This window comes from Algoriphagus algorifonticola, from assembly GCF_007655305.1.
In the GTDB taxonomy this organism is placed as follows: domain Bacteria; phylum Bacteroidota; class Bacteroidia; order Cytophagales; family Cyclobacteriaceae; genus Algoriphagus; species Algoriphagus algorifonticola.
In genome coordinates, this window is record NZ_VLOG01000020.1 from 1 (window position 1) to 19032 (window position 19032).

The following is a 19032-nucleotide window of genomic DNA, read 5'->3' on the forward strand; positions in this document are numbered from 1 at the left end:
GCCCTATCAGTTCTGAAAATGGCTAAATAGGCCACTTTCTGGTTTTTCTCTTTCAGAAAAAAAGCCGATCATTTCTGACCGGCTTCGTAGTAGGGTGGAGCGGCATAAAGTCGAACCTTAATGAAGATTTAAAAGCTGTTCTGGATGCGAAGTATCTCATTGAAAAGTAGGCAAGGGGATGTAGCTATTTCCTATAGTTGCGATTTTCTTGATGGAAGCAGCAAGGTTTTAAAAGGTCGGCAGTATTCTAAGTGTAGAGATCAAAGCTTGATATATGATGCAGTTTCAACAGATTAGAAAACACCCCGCACGTTTCCATGCTGGGTGTTTCTTTTGAGGGTCACCCCTCATTTGCCCCTATGCGTAATTAAAAATAACGTTGTTTTTATGAAATGGTTGAAACGTATTACTGACATTTCCATTATAAACATTTCAGTGCCTATAATTTCAGTGCCTATAAATGGAATGAAAAACGCCGGCCCGGGAACGGACCAGCCTTAAACCAATATTGATATTCATGAAAACACCTTAGCGCTTATCCAAACCTACAAACTCCTGTTTTGGCAAATTGTTAAGATAATTTTAAAAAAACCCGCCTGAAAAGGCGGGGCTGTCATGGTGTTAAAAATGAACACCCTATTTTGTAATTACTATTCTACCCACATCAATAGACATATTACCGTTTTTCAACTCGTAGATATATACACCTGCCGGAATAGATTGTGTTTCCCACTCCACTTTATTGCTGAAATTGTCAAGTTTTATTTCCTTGACCTTCTGCCCGGTAGTGTTGGTAATATGCAATGTATTACCAGACTTCTCTTGCAGTTTATATTCAAACACCACGAAGTCTTTAGCGGGGTTAGGATACGCCTTTATCATATTATTCTTACCCGCTGCCATCTGTTTGTGGTACTTTTTCTTAGCTAGCTCCTGCTCATCAGTTCTTTTTCCCGGCTTGCTGCCAGGCTCCTCATACATAATAGTACATGGTAACCTGAATTGGGGCTGTGGCTCATCCAGGAGTACTGTTACAGTTGTACCGATTAATCTGGCAGTCGACAATGGATTGCTTCCGATGCTTTCCAGTTCGGCAATTTCACTCAGGTCCATCTGTGCTAGAAGCCTATTATCATCATAAACAGACTTCACTAAATCCCAAACATCCATATACAGCAGATGCTCATCGCTTTCTTCAGTATCAAGTTCAAATGTTTCCTGGATATTACCCAGTATTTCCTGGGCAGTAGTATAATCGCCTTCGGAAGTATAGAAGGCTGCCTTTAGATACATAGCGCGCACCGTGTTGATGTTGTCCAGCCATACAGGGATGCTATCCCTGTCATCTGAGGTCGTATCAAACAGATAGTGCATCAGTACCATGTTGCCATACCAATCCATGTGCATGGCATAGTCTCCTAGCTCAGCATGTGTTTCCGAACGTGCTGTGGTGGTTTCCGATGCTGTACGAAGTTGAGTTATCTGGGCACCGGAAAGTGGATTGGGTATATTGTACTCCAGGTGTTCGAGCAATTCTTCGTTCAGTAGCATTTCAGGATTGGCCTCTAGCACTTGTATCAGGTTTTCCTGGGGCAAGATGTTGACATCGGCTACTGCGGTAAGTGCTTCAGCGGTCAGATATGGCGAGTAGCTCAATAATGTGGTGCGCAACGCTGGAGTGTCCGCCTGTGTGCTGCTACTGATGTAGCTGAGTAGTGCGTCCGTATCACCCCCGTCCATCAACGAAGCTAATGTTCCTGCCAGTGTTTCTTTATTGTCTTTTGCGATACGAAAGCTTGCCTTGATGTCATTAAGGTGACTATTGCTCACCGGAAAATTATTTCCAACGCCGCCTTCAGTGGGAACAACACCGGTTGGGAAGCAGGAGTGTGCGTTGCTGGTGCTAATCGGTGCCCAGAAATTATATGGCCAATTAGGATTAGCGATGGGCACATAATTGCCGGTAGTTTGATAATAGCTGAATAACCCATTCCCGCTATTGATAAGGTGGTTTACCGAGATCCTGTCCAGGAACTCATTACCTGCCGATTGACCCGAAGACCCTTGGTTATATGCAATGCTCTGTACAGTAGTACTTGGGTGCATGCTCATTTTACTTACCGCAATATCAAATGCATTATTGTTAAATGTATTGCAGTAATAGCGTAACCCCGTGGGAATGTTGGCCCCGTATGTAAATGGGTCTCTGTTGACCCCCCTGGCGAAGCACGCCTTACCAAGATTAAGGAAAGTATTGCGGTATATTTGTTTGTTATATTCCTGACTATTGTCTGTAATTGTTCCGATATTTTCGTGCCACATATGCTGCCCGCCATGCGTAAAGCCCTCGAAATGGTTATCCTCTATATGGGGGTAATAGCTATGTTCCGTCCAGATACCTATGTTCTTGTGACAGTCGAAATCATCAAGGAAGGTTGTTTTGCCATAGCCCAGGCGGAAGCTATCACGTATAGCTGTCATCAAATGCTGGCCTTTAGAGTGAATGCCAACAGTACAGCTATCGAAATTGGACATGTCAACAGAAACGCCATACATGGCACGCATTTGGTCATGTTGCGTCCACACACCGGTACGCAGTCCCGTAAACTGGTTTCTTTTAAAGGAACTGCACGGGAATGTAAGACCCGTACAAACGCTAGTTAGCCTGAAGCCACTATTGCCGGCACGGATACCGTCTCCTTCATTACTATATAAAGTAGAAGTATTGCGGTTATAGAAGCCGCATGCGCTGAAACGGACGCCATCTACCTCGTTCATGGCGACATGCGTCAAAAACCTATCGGTGGTGCCTCCCTTGAAATCATCGTTGATGATAAAGTCACATTCCGAAAATGAAGCCTGGTAGTTTTTCAGTAGGGCTGACCAGCTATTCCAACTTTGATGCACATACCGTTGCAGGGACACTGCACAAGCATTATTGAGGAAAGTAGTTTTAGCAGCTACAATAATCCCTCCTGTATTGGTATTAGTTGCAGTGGTTGGGCCATAGTTGGCAACAGCTATCCGTGCATGTTCTATTATAGTTCCATTGAGCAACGACACTTTATCCTGGTTGGTTGTAGTTTGCATTTGATTAGTTTGGCCGACAATACGTATGCCGTTCCACATACAGTCTTCGCAGCCGTTGGTAAGACGAGCACCATTAACCACAAGCTGTGCACCGGGTTCTACAATGATGCTGGCGTTTTTAGGCATGAAAATAACGGTCTGGTCTTGTCCTGTATTTTGGATGGTGAGTGTTGCACCATTAGCTACCTTGATACCTGATTTTAGGTAGCGTGTGCTGACCCAGGTTGTGTTTGACGTTATAATGTTTGAAGGACTGGAAACATAACTATTATCAAATGCTGGTGTTTCCCAAACACCGCGCCCAAAAGTGGCAATACGGAGCTTGCCTGCGCAGTAGTTGAACTCCATGTCATTCACTACAACAGGCGGCAGGCCTGTATTAAAACAATACCAGGTGGAGTCTGTTTTATTCCAGCGGAATACACCAGCATCTGTGCCTGCGAACAAAATATCGTCTGAGCCCTCCAAATACAGAAGTTTATTAACTGGCACCGGGGGGAGCCCTCGTGATATATCAACCCATGAATTTGCATCGCCGTAATTACCGTTATACAGAACTCTATGTGCGGAGTTCGCAGGGCTATAAGAGGTAGTTCCGTAGTTTACATTCCCTAATGAAATCCATAAGCGTTTCATTGTACGAGGATCAGTAACTATACTAGTGATGCCACTCCATTGTACATGGGACGGTGTGATGTTCTGCCATGTGGGTACGCCATTTGGAGGAGCAAGATGAGCATCAACTGACCTGAATAATTTGCCTATGCTGTTACCATTGGGTGGGCTTGGATCACCATCAGCCCCATCTTCAAAAGCAATATATACAGTATCTTTATTAGGCTCGCTTATAGCAAAACTGCGGGTCTTATCGAGCCTTGGAAATGAAGCAAAAGCCTCACCCCATGTGCCGCTTCCCAATGGCTTTGTCCATACTTGCCGATATCCCGCAAACGCCTCATTGTCAGGATCGAAATATAACGGCCTTTGAACTGTATTCTGCGGACAATATTCGCAGGTTGGATTGCCAAAGTCCGTAGGATTCCCTTCGCCGATGCCACCTGAAGTTGAATTGGTGCCTGGATAAAATTCCACCCTATAGATATCATCGTAAGGATTACCTTCTGTATAAGCATGTGTTACGCTACCGTTGGCGAATTTGGTCATAAAGTTATCACCTCCAACGACACTTGCAGCCCAGGGAATAGCTCGGTCACGGATATAAGTAACAGCCCCATTGTCCTGTGCACCGCCAATAACCAACCCTTCGTGGGCTTCAGTATTGCTTAACCCATACAGTTGTGTGACAGCAAGACCTGAGCCGGTGATACTTCCAAAATTTGTATTGCCGGACCTTTTCATCACTACGCCTCCATCGCTGCCACCGAATATGATATCGTTAATTCCATTAGCTGCTGTATCAGCATGGTATATAAATATACATCGCCCATCAGCATGAGTAGCACCCCTGATACTGGTAAATGAGTTAAAAGTGCCACCAGTGACTGAACGATAAAAACTGTTGAAACCATCGTGGTTAGCTGCGTAAATAACATCGTCATTGGCCTCCGAGACCTCAATAAATTCAAAAGGAACTCGTGACGTGTCACCAGTGAAAGGGTTTACACTAATGAGATTAAACTCATTATTGATAATATTAAGATTGACCGTATTTATGGGAGTAGTTGCAAGCGCCATAACAAGGGTTTTATTTGTACTGCTCCTTCTTCGCTCTATATTTAAATAGGCTATATCTGTAGCTGAAATGGAGAGATCAACGATCATGTCCCCGTCTAATTGTACAGACGGTGCAGGCATAGTAATTTTCAATTCCTGCCATTGGGGGCTTTGGTCGGTGCTGTTTATGACCCAAAGGCTACATGTATCATCTTTCGCGTCGGTACTCACAATTATCTTTCCAGGAGATTGTTTAGAAAACTCTATATCCGTAAACAGACAACCTGATCTCAATCCTGAAGGCGTGATATCATACCAGCCCGAAATACCGGTGGGTTTGTGCAGTACCTTGTTGTTGGATATAGCAAATAGTTCCCCTGTACCGGGCATATATTTCACCTGTCGCACCCATTTTTCATAATAGGCTATATCTGATTGCTGGTTTGCGTTTAGAAAATTTGCGTCTACCTGCCACGTCTGGCCACCATCATGTGTGTACATCAGTCCCATAGCATAGCCACCGTGTTTCCTGAGCGTACCCATTATACCGAGGGAAATATATATTGTATCCCTCCCTAAAGGGTTGACGGCTATTCTGGTGGCTCCCATAGTACCTGGTATAACCGAATTATTCGTGGGTGAAGGATCGGTAATATTCACCCATGTATGACCGGTATCTGTACTCTTCCACAAGCCGCCCATATTACTGCCTGCCAGAATATACCCCATGTCATTGGGGTCCACCCATACTGCATCAATTCGCCCCTGACGCTCGAGTACACCATAATAATTGTTGTTTGGCCCAAGCAGTGACCAGTCGCCTGTATACATATTAGGGTCGCTATTACAATATGCATCCAAGTTATTCATATAGTAGAATAAAGCACTGCTTAATTCTTCCATGATATTCACATTCGCGGGGGCGTTCAGAGGAACACGATTTCGATAGAAACTTACCCACCTGTTAAAGGCTCTAAGATCGCCGCCTTCAGTTGTATCGTTGGGATTGGCCTCCAGCATCTGCGAAACTGTAAAGGTTGCCGCAGAGTCAAAGGAAATATTTGACGAACTGACGATGAGCGCCTCGCCCTGTGCATAAGTTATAATCGGTACTATCGACAATAACAGCAATAGTAGTTTCTTCATAAGCTAAAGTGTTTATTGAAAAAATTAATTAATGATGATTTTAGTTGAAAAAATTTCTTCGGTAGTTTTTGCCTCGACTGTATAAATTCCACTTGACCAATCTTTAACATCAATACTGTCAGGCATGGAGTTGCTTCTATAAATACGTTTACCTGAGATGTCGTAAATACTTACATTCCGCACCTTCGTGGTGCCATTCAACTGGATGTGTACAATTGTGTTGGTCGGGTTAGGGTAGACAAAGAGCTTGCCGTTAACGATTTGCCCTTCTTCATGTATGTGTGTAGTCCAAGGCGCAATACGAGCAAGAAATACATCTGTCGCCCCTCCGGCAAAAGTATCCGGTACCGTACCTCCGGCAGCCCAGTATGTTCCCCCCACTAATACTAATCCGTTATTCAACGGTTGCAGCATTGTTATTTCATCAGTATTTGGTCCTCCAAATACCTTAGCACTTAAAAAATTACCTATGCCGTCTGTATGCACCAGCCAACCGTCATAACCACCATAGTTTTTATCAACTTGACCTCCACTATTGCCAATGGATGTGCCACCCATCCAAAGACTACCGTCTGATGCCTTGCATATAGTTTGTGCATGCTCATCAGAATTTAGGCCGCCATAACAGACATTCATAAGAATATTGTTGCTGCTGTCAATATTTAGCAGCCAGAAATCCGCCTTCCCTAAGTGATCCGTAATATCACCATCAGCAGAATATGTTGTTGTTGCAATTAATACACCTCCCTTTCCATCAGGTACGCCCCACGCAGAGGGTATGCCTGTGCTTCTTGCACCGTCATCACCGGTGCCGCCAAAACATTTTGCCCAACTCTTATTACCGTTCTTGTCCAGACGTGCAACAAACACATCAGCATTACCATGATTGGTGATGCAATCATTATCATTTGATAATGTATAGGCTAGCACATAACATCCTCCGCCTGGTACAGGGACGATGCATGTAGGTCGTTCATCCTGGCTACCACCTAATACTGTACTCCATACCTTATCTCCATTGCTATCCACCTTCATTACCCAAATATCCATTGTAAATTGGTTACCATAGTGTGAGCCCACATCCCCATCGTTTGAATTGGTTTGAAATACCGCTATGTAGCCTCCGTCATCTGTAGATATGATATCCTTAAAAAGTTCTCCTGCGCTTCCCCCGTACTGTTTTGTCCAGATTGTACTTCCGTTTGCATCGTCTTTACGTAATTGGAAATCATTACCCATATTCCCGAATAAAATCTTCTCCCCATTTGGTAGGCGGTCAATTATCCCAAATCCGTCACTATAGCAGTCGGTCCATTCGATGGAATATCCATCTGCTTTATATTTGGTGTAAACCACCTTATTTTTTTGGCCCAGGCAAAAATTTTGAAAATCGCCTGTTTGGGATGCTGTTCCTATTCCTATAAAAAAATTACCATCAAAAGTTGGATATGCCCTGTTATGAATCTGTTCAGTTCCTTCCCCGTGTTTAGGTTCCATGTATAGGATTACGGGTTCAGGTATTTGTGCATAGATACCGTTCGCAATTAGTAATAGCAGAAAAACATAAATCTTTTTCATTCTTTAGTTTTATATTAAGAATCAAACAAATAATAATTGCTACGGAAGGGTTGTACAAGAATAAGGTTTAAAGCATACTAAAGATACTGAATATGCATATACGAAAAATGGGTGTTTTTCCCCTTTGGTTATTTAATAATAATTTGTAGGCTTTAGATTCTAGTATGGCTAGAAATAGTTAAAAGACCCCGCCTAAAAAGGCGGGGCTAACATGGTATTGCGATGAAAAACCTATTTGGCAATTACTATCCGTCCTACATCAATAGCAGTATTTCCACTATACAATTTGTATATATATACGCCGGGCGGGTTATCACCAGTCGTCCAACGAGTATACCCATTGTTGTTATTAGATAGTTTAATTGTTTGAATTTCCTGTCCTGCAATATTGGCTATGGACAATGTCAGGATAGTGCTATTTTCTGGTACGCTGTACTCGAATATAACATAATCCTTAGCGGGGTTAGGGTAAACTTTTACATACTTCTCTGAAGATTCCAAAATGGGGGTAGTAGCTGACTTGCCCGGCTTATTTTGTGAATCCGTCATAGTATCAATTGTTACCGAGAATATAATGCCGCCTAAAACTTCTTCAACTTCTTCAAAACCTTCGACATCATCATGAATAATTGTTTGTGTTTGCCTCATATAAATTTCAGCATTTTCAATTCTTTTCGGTACATCTATTCCGTCGCGTAATTTTAGCTCTACATCGATGGGTATCATTGCGTTGGTACCTAAAAACAGATTATCAAGCCGCAATGGTACAGAAGGGTCGTATAATACAGTCTTAGCCGAGGAGTCAAGGATAACTGCATTACCCATCGCACCTCCATCCATCCAGATGTCGTACAAAGAACCCAAATGAATAACTCCATACATATAGGCTGAAAGGTCGCCGGACAAGTGCCTGCTTACATCACGGTAGGTCATAAACTGCAAACTGAAAACACCGGCATCGGGCTGGGGGTTTGCTATGAAAGGCGTAAGAGTATGAGAACGAACAATATAATTATAATCCACTAGCATCATATTTCTTGTGGCGATGCTATTGTTCTGTAATATGTTGTATTTTAAATGGGATGCATCAGGGTGTGTTTTTTCATTCAACCCATGTGGAGGAGTGGCATTATCTAATATTCTTGCAAGTATGCATAGCGGAACCTGATTATCAGGATTTGTTGTATAGTCTGCTGGATTTGGAGGATTCCACGCTATTGTTAATACTGTGTCTTGGCCAACGTTCAATGAGGGTATGTAAATTGTGGATGTTGGTTGAATTTCCCGGCCTGTAGGTACACTGTCGATTGTTCCCATCATCATATTTGTAGTCCAGTCTCCGGGCCATTTTTCTCCGGTACTAGCTATCGTCCAGTAGGTTTTCAGTATGGCTGTATTAGCAGGTGAAAATTGACAACCGACATTCCTGATACGTATGCGCAGGTGGTTATCGTTTGTAGTTGAATAATCGGGATTCTCATGCTCCTGGCCAGTACTAAAGGTATTGTTCCAAATATCGGGGCTATTCCAGATATTCCAATCTCTGGTATCTAGGTCCGCCATATCATTGGGTTCATTATACTTATCGCCATACCCATCGCGTATAGCCAAGTCCCAACCGCTTGATTTTAATTTAACTCGTATTCTTTTCTTAGCGACGCGAGGTATGTCTGTGCCCTGTTCAGTCACTGTAAGCATATAGTACAACACAGAATCGCTTTGCACTGGTATGGTGGGATTGGCTACGTACTCATTACTTAATGAAACAGTATTGTTAGATATAGGTTTCCATCTGTATTTATAATTGCCGTTACCATTTATTATAACCGGGGTTAACGTAGCGGAATGGCTACTCCAGCATCGATGGTTGATCTTTATTTCTTCGATATACATAACTTCCGCGCCTTGTGGAGGGTTGTTACAATCAAAACTATTTTCCTGTGCATTTAAAACAGCTTTACCGGCATTTAATCTACCGGCCCCTAATTGTTTTGGATTAGCATACTTTAGATTATGTGAAATATTGTAAATAGTATCAACTGCGGTTGTTTTCAGTATCCATTCTACTTGAAATGGCGTCAAACATGGATTTTTTGCTAGTAATAATCCGATAGTGCCGGTAACCAATGGTGCGGCCAGGGAAGTGCCTGATAAATTGGCTTTGTAGAGGTTGGTATCGTTAGGTCTTGTGTGGTCGTAATCCAGCACATGTACTGTATAACCAGGTGCGCATATGTCTACACGGGTATTGTTGTTATGGGTATGAGGTTTGCCGTAGTCGCCGGGGTAAACCGTGCCTGATGTATCATAAATTACATGGTCATGCACATCTTTTATAGATCTATGATAGCCGGGGTTTTGTGGTGGCATGACTGTATCAACGTAGGTTGCATCCAAATCGCTGCCGACTGAAGTAACGGAAATATTATGGTCGTACGAAGCGGGAAATTTGAAACTAGTGTAGTTACAAGTGCCAGGATTTAAAACGCTATCTCCGCCATTGCCGGCCCCGAATACCATTGACATACCGCGCTCGTACATTTCATTATAAAACTCTTCATCTTTATATACAACGCTATGAAAGGTATTATGATCCTGATTGTCTGTTGCCAGCTTACACCAGGGATATGTCCAACTACAGTTTACAGCACGGTAGCCCTCTTTTGCAAAGAGCCTCAAATTGGGCTCCGCATGTTCTGCGGAATCGTGCGGGCGGATGCCCACCTGGCTATGATAACCTATACTTGCCAAACCAAGATTATTATCCGTTGCCCCTGCCAGTACACCGGTAATAGCCGTACCATGGTTTTCTTTACCAGGAAATACCCATTTGGATGAATTGTTACCGTACTCCCTGATTTTTGAACCCGGTTGTCCATACCGTTTTATTTCACGATGTTGAGTATGCACATACCAATCGCTGACACCTATCCGCACTGAGTCGCCGCTAATGCCCCAATTGTCAACAATGTCCCAGGCATCCCGCGCATTAATCAATTCCAGGTAATTATGATGCCTATTTTGTGTAGTGAACGTGGTCAGGTACTGTCCATTATACTCATTCGGAGTCAGCAACGGTTCTATATCCGGCTGCTGGCCGCCACTGGGGAAAACAGTACTGTTGTAAGAAATCAATTCATCGAGCAAGGCCATAGAATTGCATTTTATGTAATACACCTCCCGCATATCTTTAAAATATGATTCAGGATAAAACTGGCTGAAATCCGAAACAGTGTATTTATTGAATATGGCTTGTAATGCAGGCTGTTGAAACGAAAGTTGTAACTGGCCGGTAAAACTCATGGATAACATGGGTAAATAATCCTCGTCCGTGATGGACACCCTGAATTTTACAGGACGGTATTCTTCCGCTACGGCGAAAATGCCACCAGGGTAGTTTAATAAGTCCTGTATAAAATCAGCTGAATGTACGCTTACAAAATAGCGGTTGGCCTGTAGCGGGTCTGCCGAATTGGGAAACGCCTGGTGAAAGGCTGTAAAACTATAATCTGCCGCTATATCATTCAGGTCTGGCTGAGTAAATGTCACTGTTGACACATAGTTATTAACCTGAAAATCAGGTACAAAATTGGGATCTGTTATATCAATAAAGTATTTCACGAAACTTGCCTGATGCGCATTGGCAAAATAAGCTTCGCTGTAATCCATTAATTCATACATAAAATGTATTGAATTGACCTCAACAATAAACACATCCTGGAGGTTGGAGTTTTGCGTGTTGGGAAATGCTCTGTGAAATTGCCTAAATGTATAATTGTCAGCAACACCACCCAATGTTGCATCGCTGAAGGTAACCGTTACGCCGCTTCCACCATGTGCAGTTTGTACCGTAGGCTCGTAGCTGGGATCAGTAATAGTAACGAAAAATGTTGAGAAACTTGAGCCGCCCTGGGCAAAGCCGCATACGCTTAAGCAGAGGCAAGCGAAAAGCCCCGTAATCCATAATGAGATTTTGTACATGCTTAAATTTTTATAGTTTACAAAAACGGGCATAGGTTGTAGAACCGCTTTTGCGGTCAATTATTTGAATTATGTATACTCCTTTGGGAATATTTGTAATGTTTATTTGAGGGCTTAATAATACCCCTGCCTGCAGTACCTCTCCTGTACTGCTAAAAATGGTATATATATATCTATCCTCTACAAATCTGGCATCATCAAGATATAATACGTCGGTTGCAGGATTGGGAAAAATTTTAAAATCTTGTTTGTTGTTAGTCTCATTTACTGATAATGGAAAAGGCCAGAAACGAAGCATTCCAAAGTTTCCAGAGAAGTTGACCGAAACAGAACCTGCCATCAATATCTTGCCGTCCTGCTGTATAAGCATGGCATGCGTACGTTCTTGTTGTGGGCTTAACGAAGTAATTATACCGTAGTGGGCGTACGTGTTATCTATACTTCCATCGGCATTAAACCGCACCAGGTAGATTTCTTCATTTCCAGTGTCGATGTATCCCGCCGCATATATTTTCCCATCCTTATCTATCTCTACCTGTTCCGGACCGGGACGCCCTAAGGGATGGGTAATTAACACATGCCCGTTAGTGCCAAAACTATTATCAATGCTGCCATCGGCCATATAGCGTACCATATGCCCACCTGTGGCCACATCCCGGCCTACTATTACAATCTTTCCGTCCGGCTGCAAAGCAAAATCATGACCAAATCCAGTGTTGGGTGTAACAACAACCCCATTAGTACCAAAGGATGAATCTAATTGTCCATTGGGCAGTAACTGTATCAAGAGAAAATCAGTATTGTTATTGTTCGCATTGCCGCAGGCAATTATTTTACCGTCAGGTTTCACAATAACTTCATTTAACCTGCTTGACCAGATGCCATACTGACCATAGAAGATGCCCTGACCATTGTTAAAAGCCGAATCTACTGTTCCGTCAGGATTTAACCTTATTACAACAATTGCATTATTCGGCATAAGGCTCCTCTCACCACATAAAATAATCTTACCATCGGGCTGAAGCGCCATTCCGTAACAGTAGTCACTACTCGATATGTCAATGACGGCATCGCCTGTTCCATTAAAATCAAGGTCTGGTGTGCCATCCTGATCGAATCGGGCAATCGCGAAATTTTCATTACTACCCAGTGCTGTTCCTGAAACAATTATTTTGTTGTCAGGTTGTATTAATACATTATTGGCTCCACCAAAATGTCCATTAAACTGTTTGATTAACCTACCATTAGAAGCGAAACTGCTGTCAACTGTTCCATTAAGATGATAACGTATCATTGCAAAAGAACTTTTTGCACCGCCGGCTGCAATGATTTTTCCATCAGCTTGTTGAACAACACTTGTTATACCTCCCCCACTACTTTGGTCGAATGGCATAACAACAATACCATTTGTACCAAAACTGCTGTCGAGGACCTGGGCATGTAGAGACAGACTACTTACGGATGTTAAAAACACGACCAAATTCGCCAATATGGCATTCCTTTTACCGGTCATTAATTATCAATTTTTATAAACCTGGAAACGGTGATATCTCCTGAAATTTCAAGACAAAACATATATGTACCTGCATTCAAACATGAGATATCGATAGGTTTATTTTCAATGTCTTGCGACAATCGTCCCTTTTGGACTATTTTACCTAAGGTGTTAATGATGGTATATTGTAATGATTTATTGCTCGTGAGATTTCTGACTGCGATATAAAGTTTATCAGTAGCTGGGTTGGGGTAAATGTCAATAGCCTTTTGAGTGACTACACTTTTATTTATGTGTAGCGGCGATTGTAGGTATCGGAGCAAAATGAAGTTAGAAACAGATGAATTCACAAATAAAAATCCTGCTGCTATTAATTTTCCGTCAGGTTGAATAAGCATACTCCGTATTCGGAGTGTACCAATATCTGTTAAAATTCCTTTCGATGTATATACGTTATCAATTTGCCCATCGTTGGTATAACGCATTAGTATTACGCTGTTTACTTGATCGAAGTCCGTAGTCCATCCCGCTGCATATATTTTGCCTGAAGTATCTATTGTCATGGCTCCCAATTCTGTCCACAAGTTTTGTATTGTTGTATTGTTTTTTCCATTATAGTAGAAACTACTATCTATTGCACCATAAGCATGACAACGAGCGAAATATGGTGCAAATGTTGAATTTCCCCAATAAGACCCTCGACCAGCAACAATAATCTTCCCATCAGGTTGTAAATCTATTCCATTGATACTGCCAACATAATTACCAAAACCTGATTGCATTTTCCCATCTATCCCAAATGTTGAATCAGGTGTTCCATCCTTATTAAATTGCAACAATATTGTTTCTTTTGGAGATGTCTGTCGAAAGATGTATCCACTTGTGAGTATCTTATCATTTGGCGTTACCAACACATGAGTAAGCTCAGTCACATCTAATAAATTAGTAAATGCACTATTCTGCACTATAATCTTGCCGCTATCATTAAATGTGCTGTCAAAGCTACCATCGCTATTTAATCTTATGACAAATACACTCCCACTCTCAACAACTCCGCACAAGACAATTTTTCCATCATTTTGTAACGCTGCATTGTTACATTTAGCTCCGTGGCCTGCTGAAGTCTGAATATCAATTTTTAATTCACCGTTTCCGTTAAAAGTACTATCAGGATAACCATCTGCTGTAAACCGTGCAACTCCGAGTTGATTATATCGGTTTGTGGCATATAAATCAGACACAGTACCAACTGCAATTATTTTATCATCTGGTTGTATTAATATTTTCTTTAAATCATTCCAATTACAACTATCAAAATCCTTTGAAACCCTGCCGTTTATATAAAAACTGCTGTCAACAATCCCTGTTTCGTAATACCTAACAATGACGAATGAGCTTACATAATCGAAAGAATTACCGCCGGCAATGAGTTTGCCGTCAGATTGTTGTGCTATTGAAATAATCTCTGAATTGCCATCTCTGACATTTATATCGTATGGCATTAGAACTACGCCGTTTGTTCCAAAACTACTGTCGAGCACCTGGGCATATACCCCTTCATGAAAAAATATCAGCAATATTATATATAATAAATTCGACTTCATGGATTGCCAAATGTTAATAGCTTATAAATATTGACATCCCGGCAACCGGGATGGTTGGCTTTTATAACATTCCTCCATAATGTACTTTGCCTAAAGTACTGGAGAGATAGGAAGTATTGATAGTAGGTTTATGAGGTGTTGTTGGTTTGAATTGAATTATCCTCAAAAAATGGCATTATCAAAACGAAGATAGCATGTTAAATGTGAAAAAAGTACTATTTTCACTCATGTTTTATTACCAAACGATCATATTTTATGACTTTTCACATACATTTTAAGTTATGGCCGTTGCAAATAAACAGCATATAGGAAAGAAAATTGAACGCATTCGCATATTGAAAGGTATTAAGCAGGAAACGGTAGCTGCAGAACTCGGTGTTACCCAAGGTGCTATTTCAAGAATGGAACAAAGTGAAGATATTGACGATGAAAAGCTAAATCGTATCGCAGAGGTACTTGGTGTAAGTACAGAACTGATAAGAAACTTCAATGAAGAAGCTGCGGTCAATATAATATCCAACGCATTTCATGACAACTCTACATTGAATGGATTGTTGTTTAATCCTTCATTCAACCCAGTAGACAAATTGATAGAATTGTTTGAAGAAAACAAAAACCTCTATGAACGTATGCTGGAAACCGAGCGCAGCAAGATAAAATTGCTGGAAGACCAGTTGAAGTCTCTTAAAAAATAACAACCCGATTCGTTATAGTCCAATACACAAACACCTTATCAAAATTAATTTATAAAGCCCGACAATCAGCCGGGCTTTTATCATTTTTGTTTCTTCAATATCAGGTATTTCAGCTCCGGGTCATCAGCCATGCGCTCATATTCGGAACGCAGTATATCCTGTATATCCTGGCGTACCTGCATGTAATTCCTATTAACCATGGACTGGTCAATTTTCCTGATTACAGGTATGGACTGGTACTTGTCCTGCTCTGATTTCAGAGACTCATGGTCGTTGATAATTTCGCAATGAAACGCTTTCAGATCTATCTTACAATCGGGATTATCCGCTATCATCCCGACAAATTCTCCCGATGACAATGCCGATATTTTAGAAGGGGGTACGGCGGATTCCAATTGCCTGGATTTGCTAACGGAAGTGTCCCCGCTGTTGATTGACAGGCTTTGCCTGTCCTGCATGATTTTACCTATTCTGTCGGATAAAAGCCGTGCCGTTTCGCCTATTACCTGCCCTGAAACTATGTTGCCGACTATACCCATAATGACATCCGCCTGCTCTCTTCCGTAGTCTTTTCTTAGCTGGCTCAGGTCCTGAATACCCAATGTTGTTGCTACTTTGTTGCTCCTGGCTGTAGCAATTAAGCTGTCTATACCATTCAGGTATATGGTAGGGAATTCATCAAAAATCAAACTGCTTTTCAGCTTTCCTTTCTGGTTGACCAGCTTTACAAGACGGTTTACATACAGTGAAAGTACCGCCCCGTATATCTGTATCTTTTGGGGATTATTGCCCATACAGACAAGTTTGGGTTCATCAGGATTATTAATATCCAATGTAAAATCATTACCGGAAAGCACATAATACAACTGCGGGGAAGACAGCCTGGCCATGGATATTTTGGCTGAAGCTATCTGACCTTCCAACTGCTCCATGACATCATTGAGGTAAGCGTTGACAAATGGATTGATCAACACATCAATCTCTTTTTCCACTCTTAAAATGGTGAATAGGCTATCATAATCAGCCTGCATCAGCTCAATGACATGGGGTAGGGTGCAGTATTCCCCGTTCTTATACTTACGCAAAAACCAGATGATCGCCGTTAGGAAATTGATAGGCGATTCCACAAAAAAATCCCCCTGCCGCTTGATCCATTCCCTGTTCAAACCCATCAGGATAGTGCGTGCTGATTCCGCCGCATCGGTAATATCCGTCATAGACGAAGGTGCCAAAGGGTTGCATCTGTGGCTCCTGGTCAGGTCGTCAAAATTGATGACATAAAACTCCGGGACAACTTTGTAACGGTGCTTGTTTTGCAGCCATGTATTGTAAACTATTACCGACAGATCATCGAATTTGAAATCATATACAAACATGGAAAAGCCCTTTCGGATGTGTTGTGTAATGATGTGCCGGATGACGAAATAGCTCTTTCCCGCCCCTGGTGTACCTAACACCATCAGGGCACGGAAGGGGTTGATGATATTGATCCAGCTCTTTCTGAGCTTCCCTTTCAGGTTATACCGGGCGGGCAGGTTGATAGAATATTCATTCTCAAGGTGCCGTTCTTCCTGGGGAAATGTTTCATTTTCTTTATTGAAAATATCGCCAGCACCCAGGTTGTTTTTGATGATGCGTGAAAGCAAAGTGCCGCCTGAAAGCACCAATAAAAAGCCAATGGAAGTAACCGTCATATAGACCAATGCCACCAGCTTCCTATCCGCTTCTAAGAACAGGCAGAAGTAGCTAAAGAAGTATAATAACAGGCCTGTAATGGCATAAGCAAAGGCTGTCTTATAACCCAGTTTATCATCCTTCCTGCCCCTGGCACCCAACAGGGAAATGGCCAGCATACCCAATGCAATCAGCTTGGATGTATGGAAATCCCGGTACAGCCCCGTACCTGAAATATTAGCCAGTAACCCATCTGAAAAACCCGAAACTAATCCCCATTCGGCAAATGCCGCATAGCAGTAATAATAGAAATGTAAGGCCAGTACCACTATCCCCATCAGCCTGGTCATATCCAGTATCTTCCTTAAAGCCTGTTCGTTTTCTCCTGTCTGCATACCCGTCTCCTCCTTGTTTTATAGCTTATTTAGAAATCCTTTTACCCTTCTTTTTCTTCTTTTTGCGCCACTCGTATGGGACGTGGCTGTACGTTTCTTCAGGGGTAATTACCTCGTCAATCATGCCTTCAGTTGATGCCTGGGAGCCTCCCGTTCCCTTGTTGCTATCAGGGTTATCCTGCTCCAATTCCTTTGTAGCCTGCGACTTAAAGGACAATGGAGCTACTTGTTGTGCAGTGTCGTTTAGTGATGTCCCACACCGTTCCGTGATACCTTTGGCACTGTATTTTTTACCCACAACACTCCCGTTGAACACGCTCCTTGTCCGGTGGTCTATGTAGGTGATCCCGTATAACCTCCCTTCATTATTTCTGCGGATTATGGTGCTGATCCCCTGTTTTTCAATGGTTGCTACGAGTTCATCCAGTGTGATTCCGTGGCGCTTCAAAAGGGCAATATCAATGGCTGACCTGATGCCTGCCAGGTATTTTTGCCTGCCCAATTCATTCTTCACAAACTTCGATTCAACTGCCGGTAGAGTGGGTTTAAAATGAAAACTGCTGGCTTTTATAGGTACGCCTGTCTTATTCCCGGACTCGTCCAGGACACGGTAAACAAGGCCTTTATGCTTAAAGATCCGGGAACCTTCACCGCCCCTGTCCGCAGTTATATTGTAGAGTTTTAGGACCGCATTTAATTCCGGCAGGGAAGTGAATTTATAGTTGTTCAGTACATGCTGCAATACATTTCCAATGGCACGTTTAGTCTCTGTTTTACCATAATTCACCTTAGAAACCGAAACAGGCTTGGGCGTAAACAACTGCTTTTTATGGGCTTCCGCAGGGACTAAACCATACTTTTTTTCAATCGCTTTACGGGCTGGTTCAGACTTCAGTTTACCGATATTATGCAAAGGGATCCGCTTACCATCCAGCTCTATATTGGTGGTGACAATATGCAGGTGCGGGTGCCCGGCATCGTTATGTTTATAGACTAAGTAAGGCTGGTTTCCGAAGCCGATACCCTGCATATACTCCTTGGTAATCTCCTGTAACCTTACCTTTTCTATAGTTTCTCCGGGAGCGAAATTCAAAGAAATATGGACGGCATTCACTGTAGTGCGGGTATTGAGTTCCGCCATTTTCAGCAGCATTTTTAACCGCATTTCCTCGGTAATATTATCCTTTCCTATAGGGTAATTCTGAACCATCAGGCACTCCGCCAGCCCTTCTTTTACCTTGTTTTCATTGTAATGGAAAGGCCTCCTGAGCGCACCGCTTGTCTTTATGACCGCAACCATTTCTCGGTTATTTTATGGATGAGCGCATCAACAGACTGCAGTGTAACCAAGACTTTTTTATGCTCTTTTTCCAGTTGTGGCAAGTAAGAAGTTGCTTCCAGGTTCCCCAGTGCATTCAGTTTTTTCACCGCCTGGTTGTAGTTCACCGCCACGCCATGCAGGTCTTTTCTCAGTGCGGTCAGCCCTGCCAGTATGTCCTGCATGGTGGTATCCTTATAACCGGCAATCACAGGTTTTTTCAGCAACAGGCACCTGGCGTAGTCGCTTATTTTATCATAGATGGTAGTGGCAAATCCCTTTTGGATCTGCTCATATTCTTTACCGTTCAGGCGCAGGTGCAGCCACTTATTTCTATTGTTGTTCTTCTCCTTCATCACAGTTCATTTTCACAATTCAACAA

At 42.4% G+C, this 19032-nt stretch carries 9 protein-coding genes; 1 reads left to right on the forward strand and 8 read right to left on the reverse strand.

Features of this window, described 5'->3' with window-relative positions:
- Positions 1–636 precede the first annotated feature (636 nt).
- From FL972_RS04675 to FL972_RS04695, 5 genes are all read right to left on the reverse strand, one after another.
- Positions 637–5910, reverse strand: coding sequence for a T9SS type A sorting domain-containing protein (locus FL972_RS04675; protein ID WP_144603927.1), 5274 nt, complete (start codon positions 5908–5910; stop codon positions 637–639).
- 24 nt (positions 5911–5934) lie between these two features.
- Positions 5935–7488: a T9SS type A sorting domain-containing protein gene (locus FL972_RS04680; protein ID WP_144603928.1), complete on the reverse strand. Its 1554-nt coding sequence runs from the start codon at positions 7486–7488 to the stop codon at positions 5935–5937.
- 231 nt (positions 7489–7719) lie between these two features.
- Positions 7720–11469 carry a S8 family serine peptidase gene (locus FL972_RS04685; protein ID WP_186299998.1) on the reverse strand — a complete coding sequence of 1250 codons (3750 nt, stop codon included), beginning with the start codon at positions 11467–11469 and terminating at the stop codon, positions 7720–7722.
- A gap of 10 nt (positions 11470–11479) precedes the next feature.
- Positions 11480–12982 carry a T9SS type A sorting domain-containing protein gene (locus tag FL972_RS04690; RefSeq protein ID WP_144603930.1) on the reverse strand — a complete coding sequence of 501 codons (1503 nt, stop codon included), beginning with the start codon at positions 12980–12982 and terminating at the stop codon, positions 11480–11482.
- Positions 12982–14568, reverse strand: coding sequence for a T9SS type A sorting domain-containing protein (locus tag FL972_RS04695; protein WP_144603931.1), 1587 nt, complete (start codon positions 14566–14568; stop codon positions 12982–12984). Before FL972_RS04695 ends, FL972_RS04690 begins: the two co-directional genes overlap by 1 nt.
- Before the next feature lie 281 nt (positions 14569–14849).
- On the opposite strand from FL972_RS04695, the gene FL972_RS04700 reads away from it, so the two are divergent.
- The gene (locus FL972_RS04700; RefSeq protein WP_144603932.1) at positions 14850–15263 is read left to right on the forward strand and encodes a helix-turn-helix domain-containing protein; all 414 of its coding nucleotides are present in this window, start codon (positions 14850–14852) and stop codon (positions 15261–15263) included.
- A gap of 80 nt (positions 15264–15343) precedes the next feature.
- Here FL972_RS04700 and mobC read toward each other — a convergent pair whose 3' ends face one another.
- The 3 genes from mobC to FL972_RS04715 all read right to left on the reverse strand — a co-directional run bounded on the left by mobC (position 15344) and on the right by FL972_RS04715 (position 19006).
- On the reverse strand, positions 15344–17287 hold the full coding sequence (gene mobC, locus FL972_RS04705; RefSeq protein ID WP_250161285.1) for a conjugal transfer protein MobC: 1944 nt from the start codon (positions 17285–17287) through the stop codon (positions 15344–15346).
- Positions 17288–17357: 70 nt separating this feature from the next.
- Positions 17358–18632 carry a relaxase/mobilization nuclease domain-containing protein gene (locus tag FL972_RS04710; protein ID WP_144603934.1) on the reverse strand — a complete coding sequence of 425 codons (1275 nt, stop codon included), beginning with the start codon at positions 18630–18632 and terminating at the stop codon, positions 17358–17360.
- Positions 18617–19006 carry a plasmid mobilization protein gene (locus FL972_RS04715; protein ID WP_144603935.1) on the reverse strand — a complete coding sequence of 130 codons (390 nt, stop codon included), beginning with the start codon at positions 19004–19006 and terminating at the stop codon, positions 18617–18619. Before FL972_RS04715 ends, FL972_RS04710 begins: the two co-directional genes overlap by 16 nt.
- Positions 19007–19032: the final 26 nt, after the last annotated feature.

Bases quoted from the DNA above. Each gene is read 5' to 3' on its own strand.
- FL972_RS04675 (WP_144603927.1), bottom strand. From the start codon at position 5,910: ATGAAGAAACTACTATTGCTGTTATTGTCGATAGTACCGATTATAACT.
- FL972_RS04680 (WP_144603928.1), bottom strand. From the start codon at position 7,488: ATGAAAAAGATTTATGTTTTTCTGCTATTACTAATTGCGAACGGTATC.
- FL972_RS04685 (WP_186299998.1), bottom strand. From the start codon at position 11,469: ATGTACAAAATCTCATTATGGATTACGGGGCTTTTCGCTTGCCTCTGC.
- FL972_RS04690 (WP_144603930.1), bottom strand. From the start codon at position 12,982: ATGACCGGTAAAAGGAATGCCATATTGGCGAATTTGGTCGTGTTTTTA.
- FL972_RS04695 (WP_144603931.1), bottom strand. From the start codon at position 14,568: ATGAAGTCGAATTTATTATATATAATATTGCTGATATTTTTTCATGAA.
- FL972_RS04700 (WP_144603932.1), top strand. From the start codon at position 14,850: ATGGCCGTTGCAAATAAACAGCATATAGGAAAGAAAATTGAACGCATT.
- mobC (WP_250161285.1), bottom strand. From the start codon at position 17,287: ATGACCAGGCTGATGGGGATAGTGGTACTGGCCTTACATTTCTATTAT.
- FL972_RS04710 (WP_144603934.1), bottom strand. From the start codon at position 18,632: ATGGTTGCGGTCATAAAGACAAGCGGTGCGCTCAGGAGGCCTTTCCAT.
- FL972_RS04715 (WP_144603935.1), bottom strand. From the start codon at position 19,006: ATGAAGGAGAAGAACAACAATAGAAATAAGTGGCTGCACCTGCGCCTG.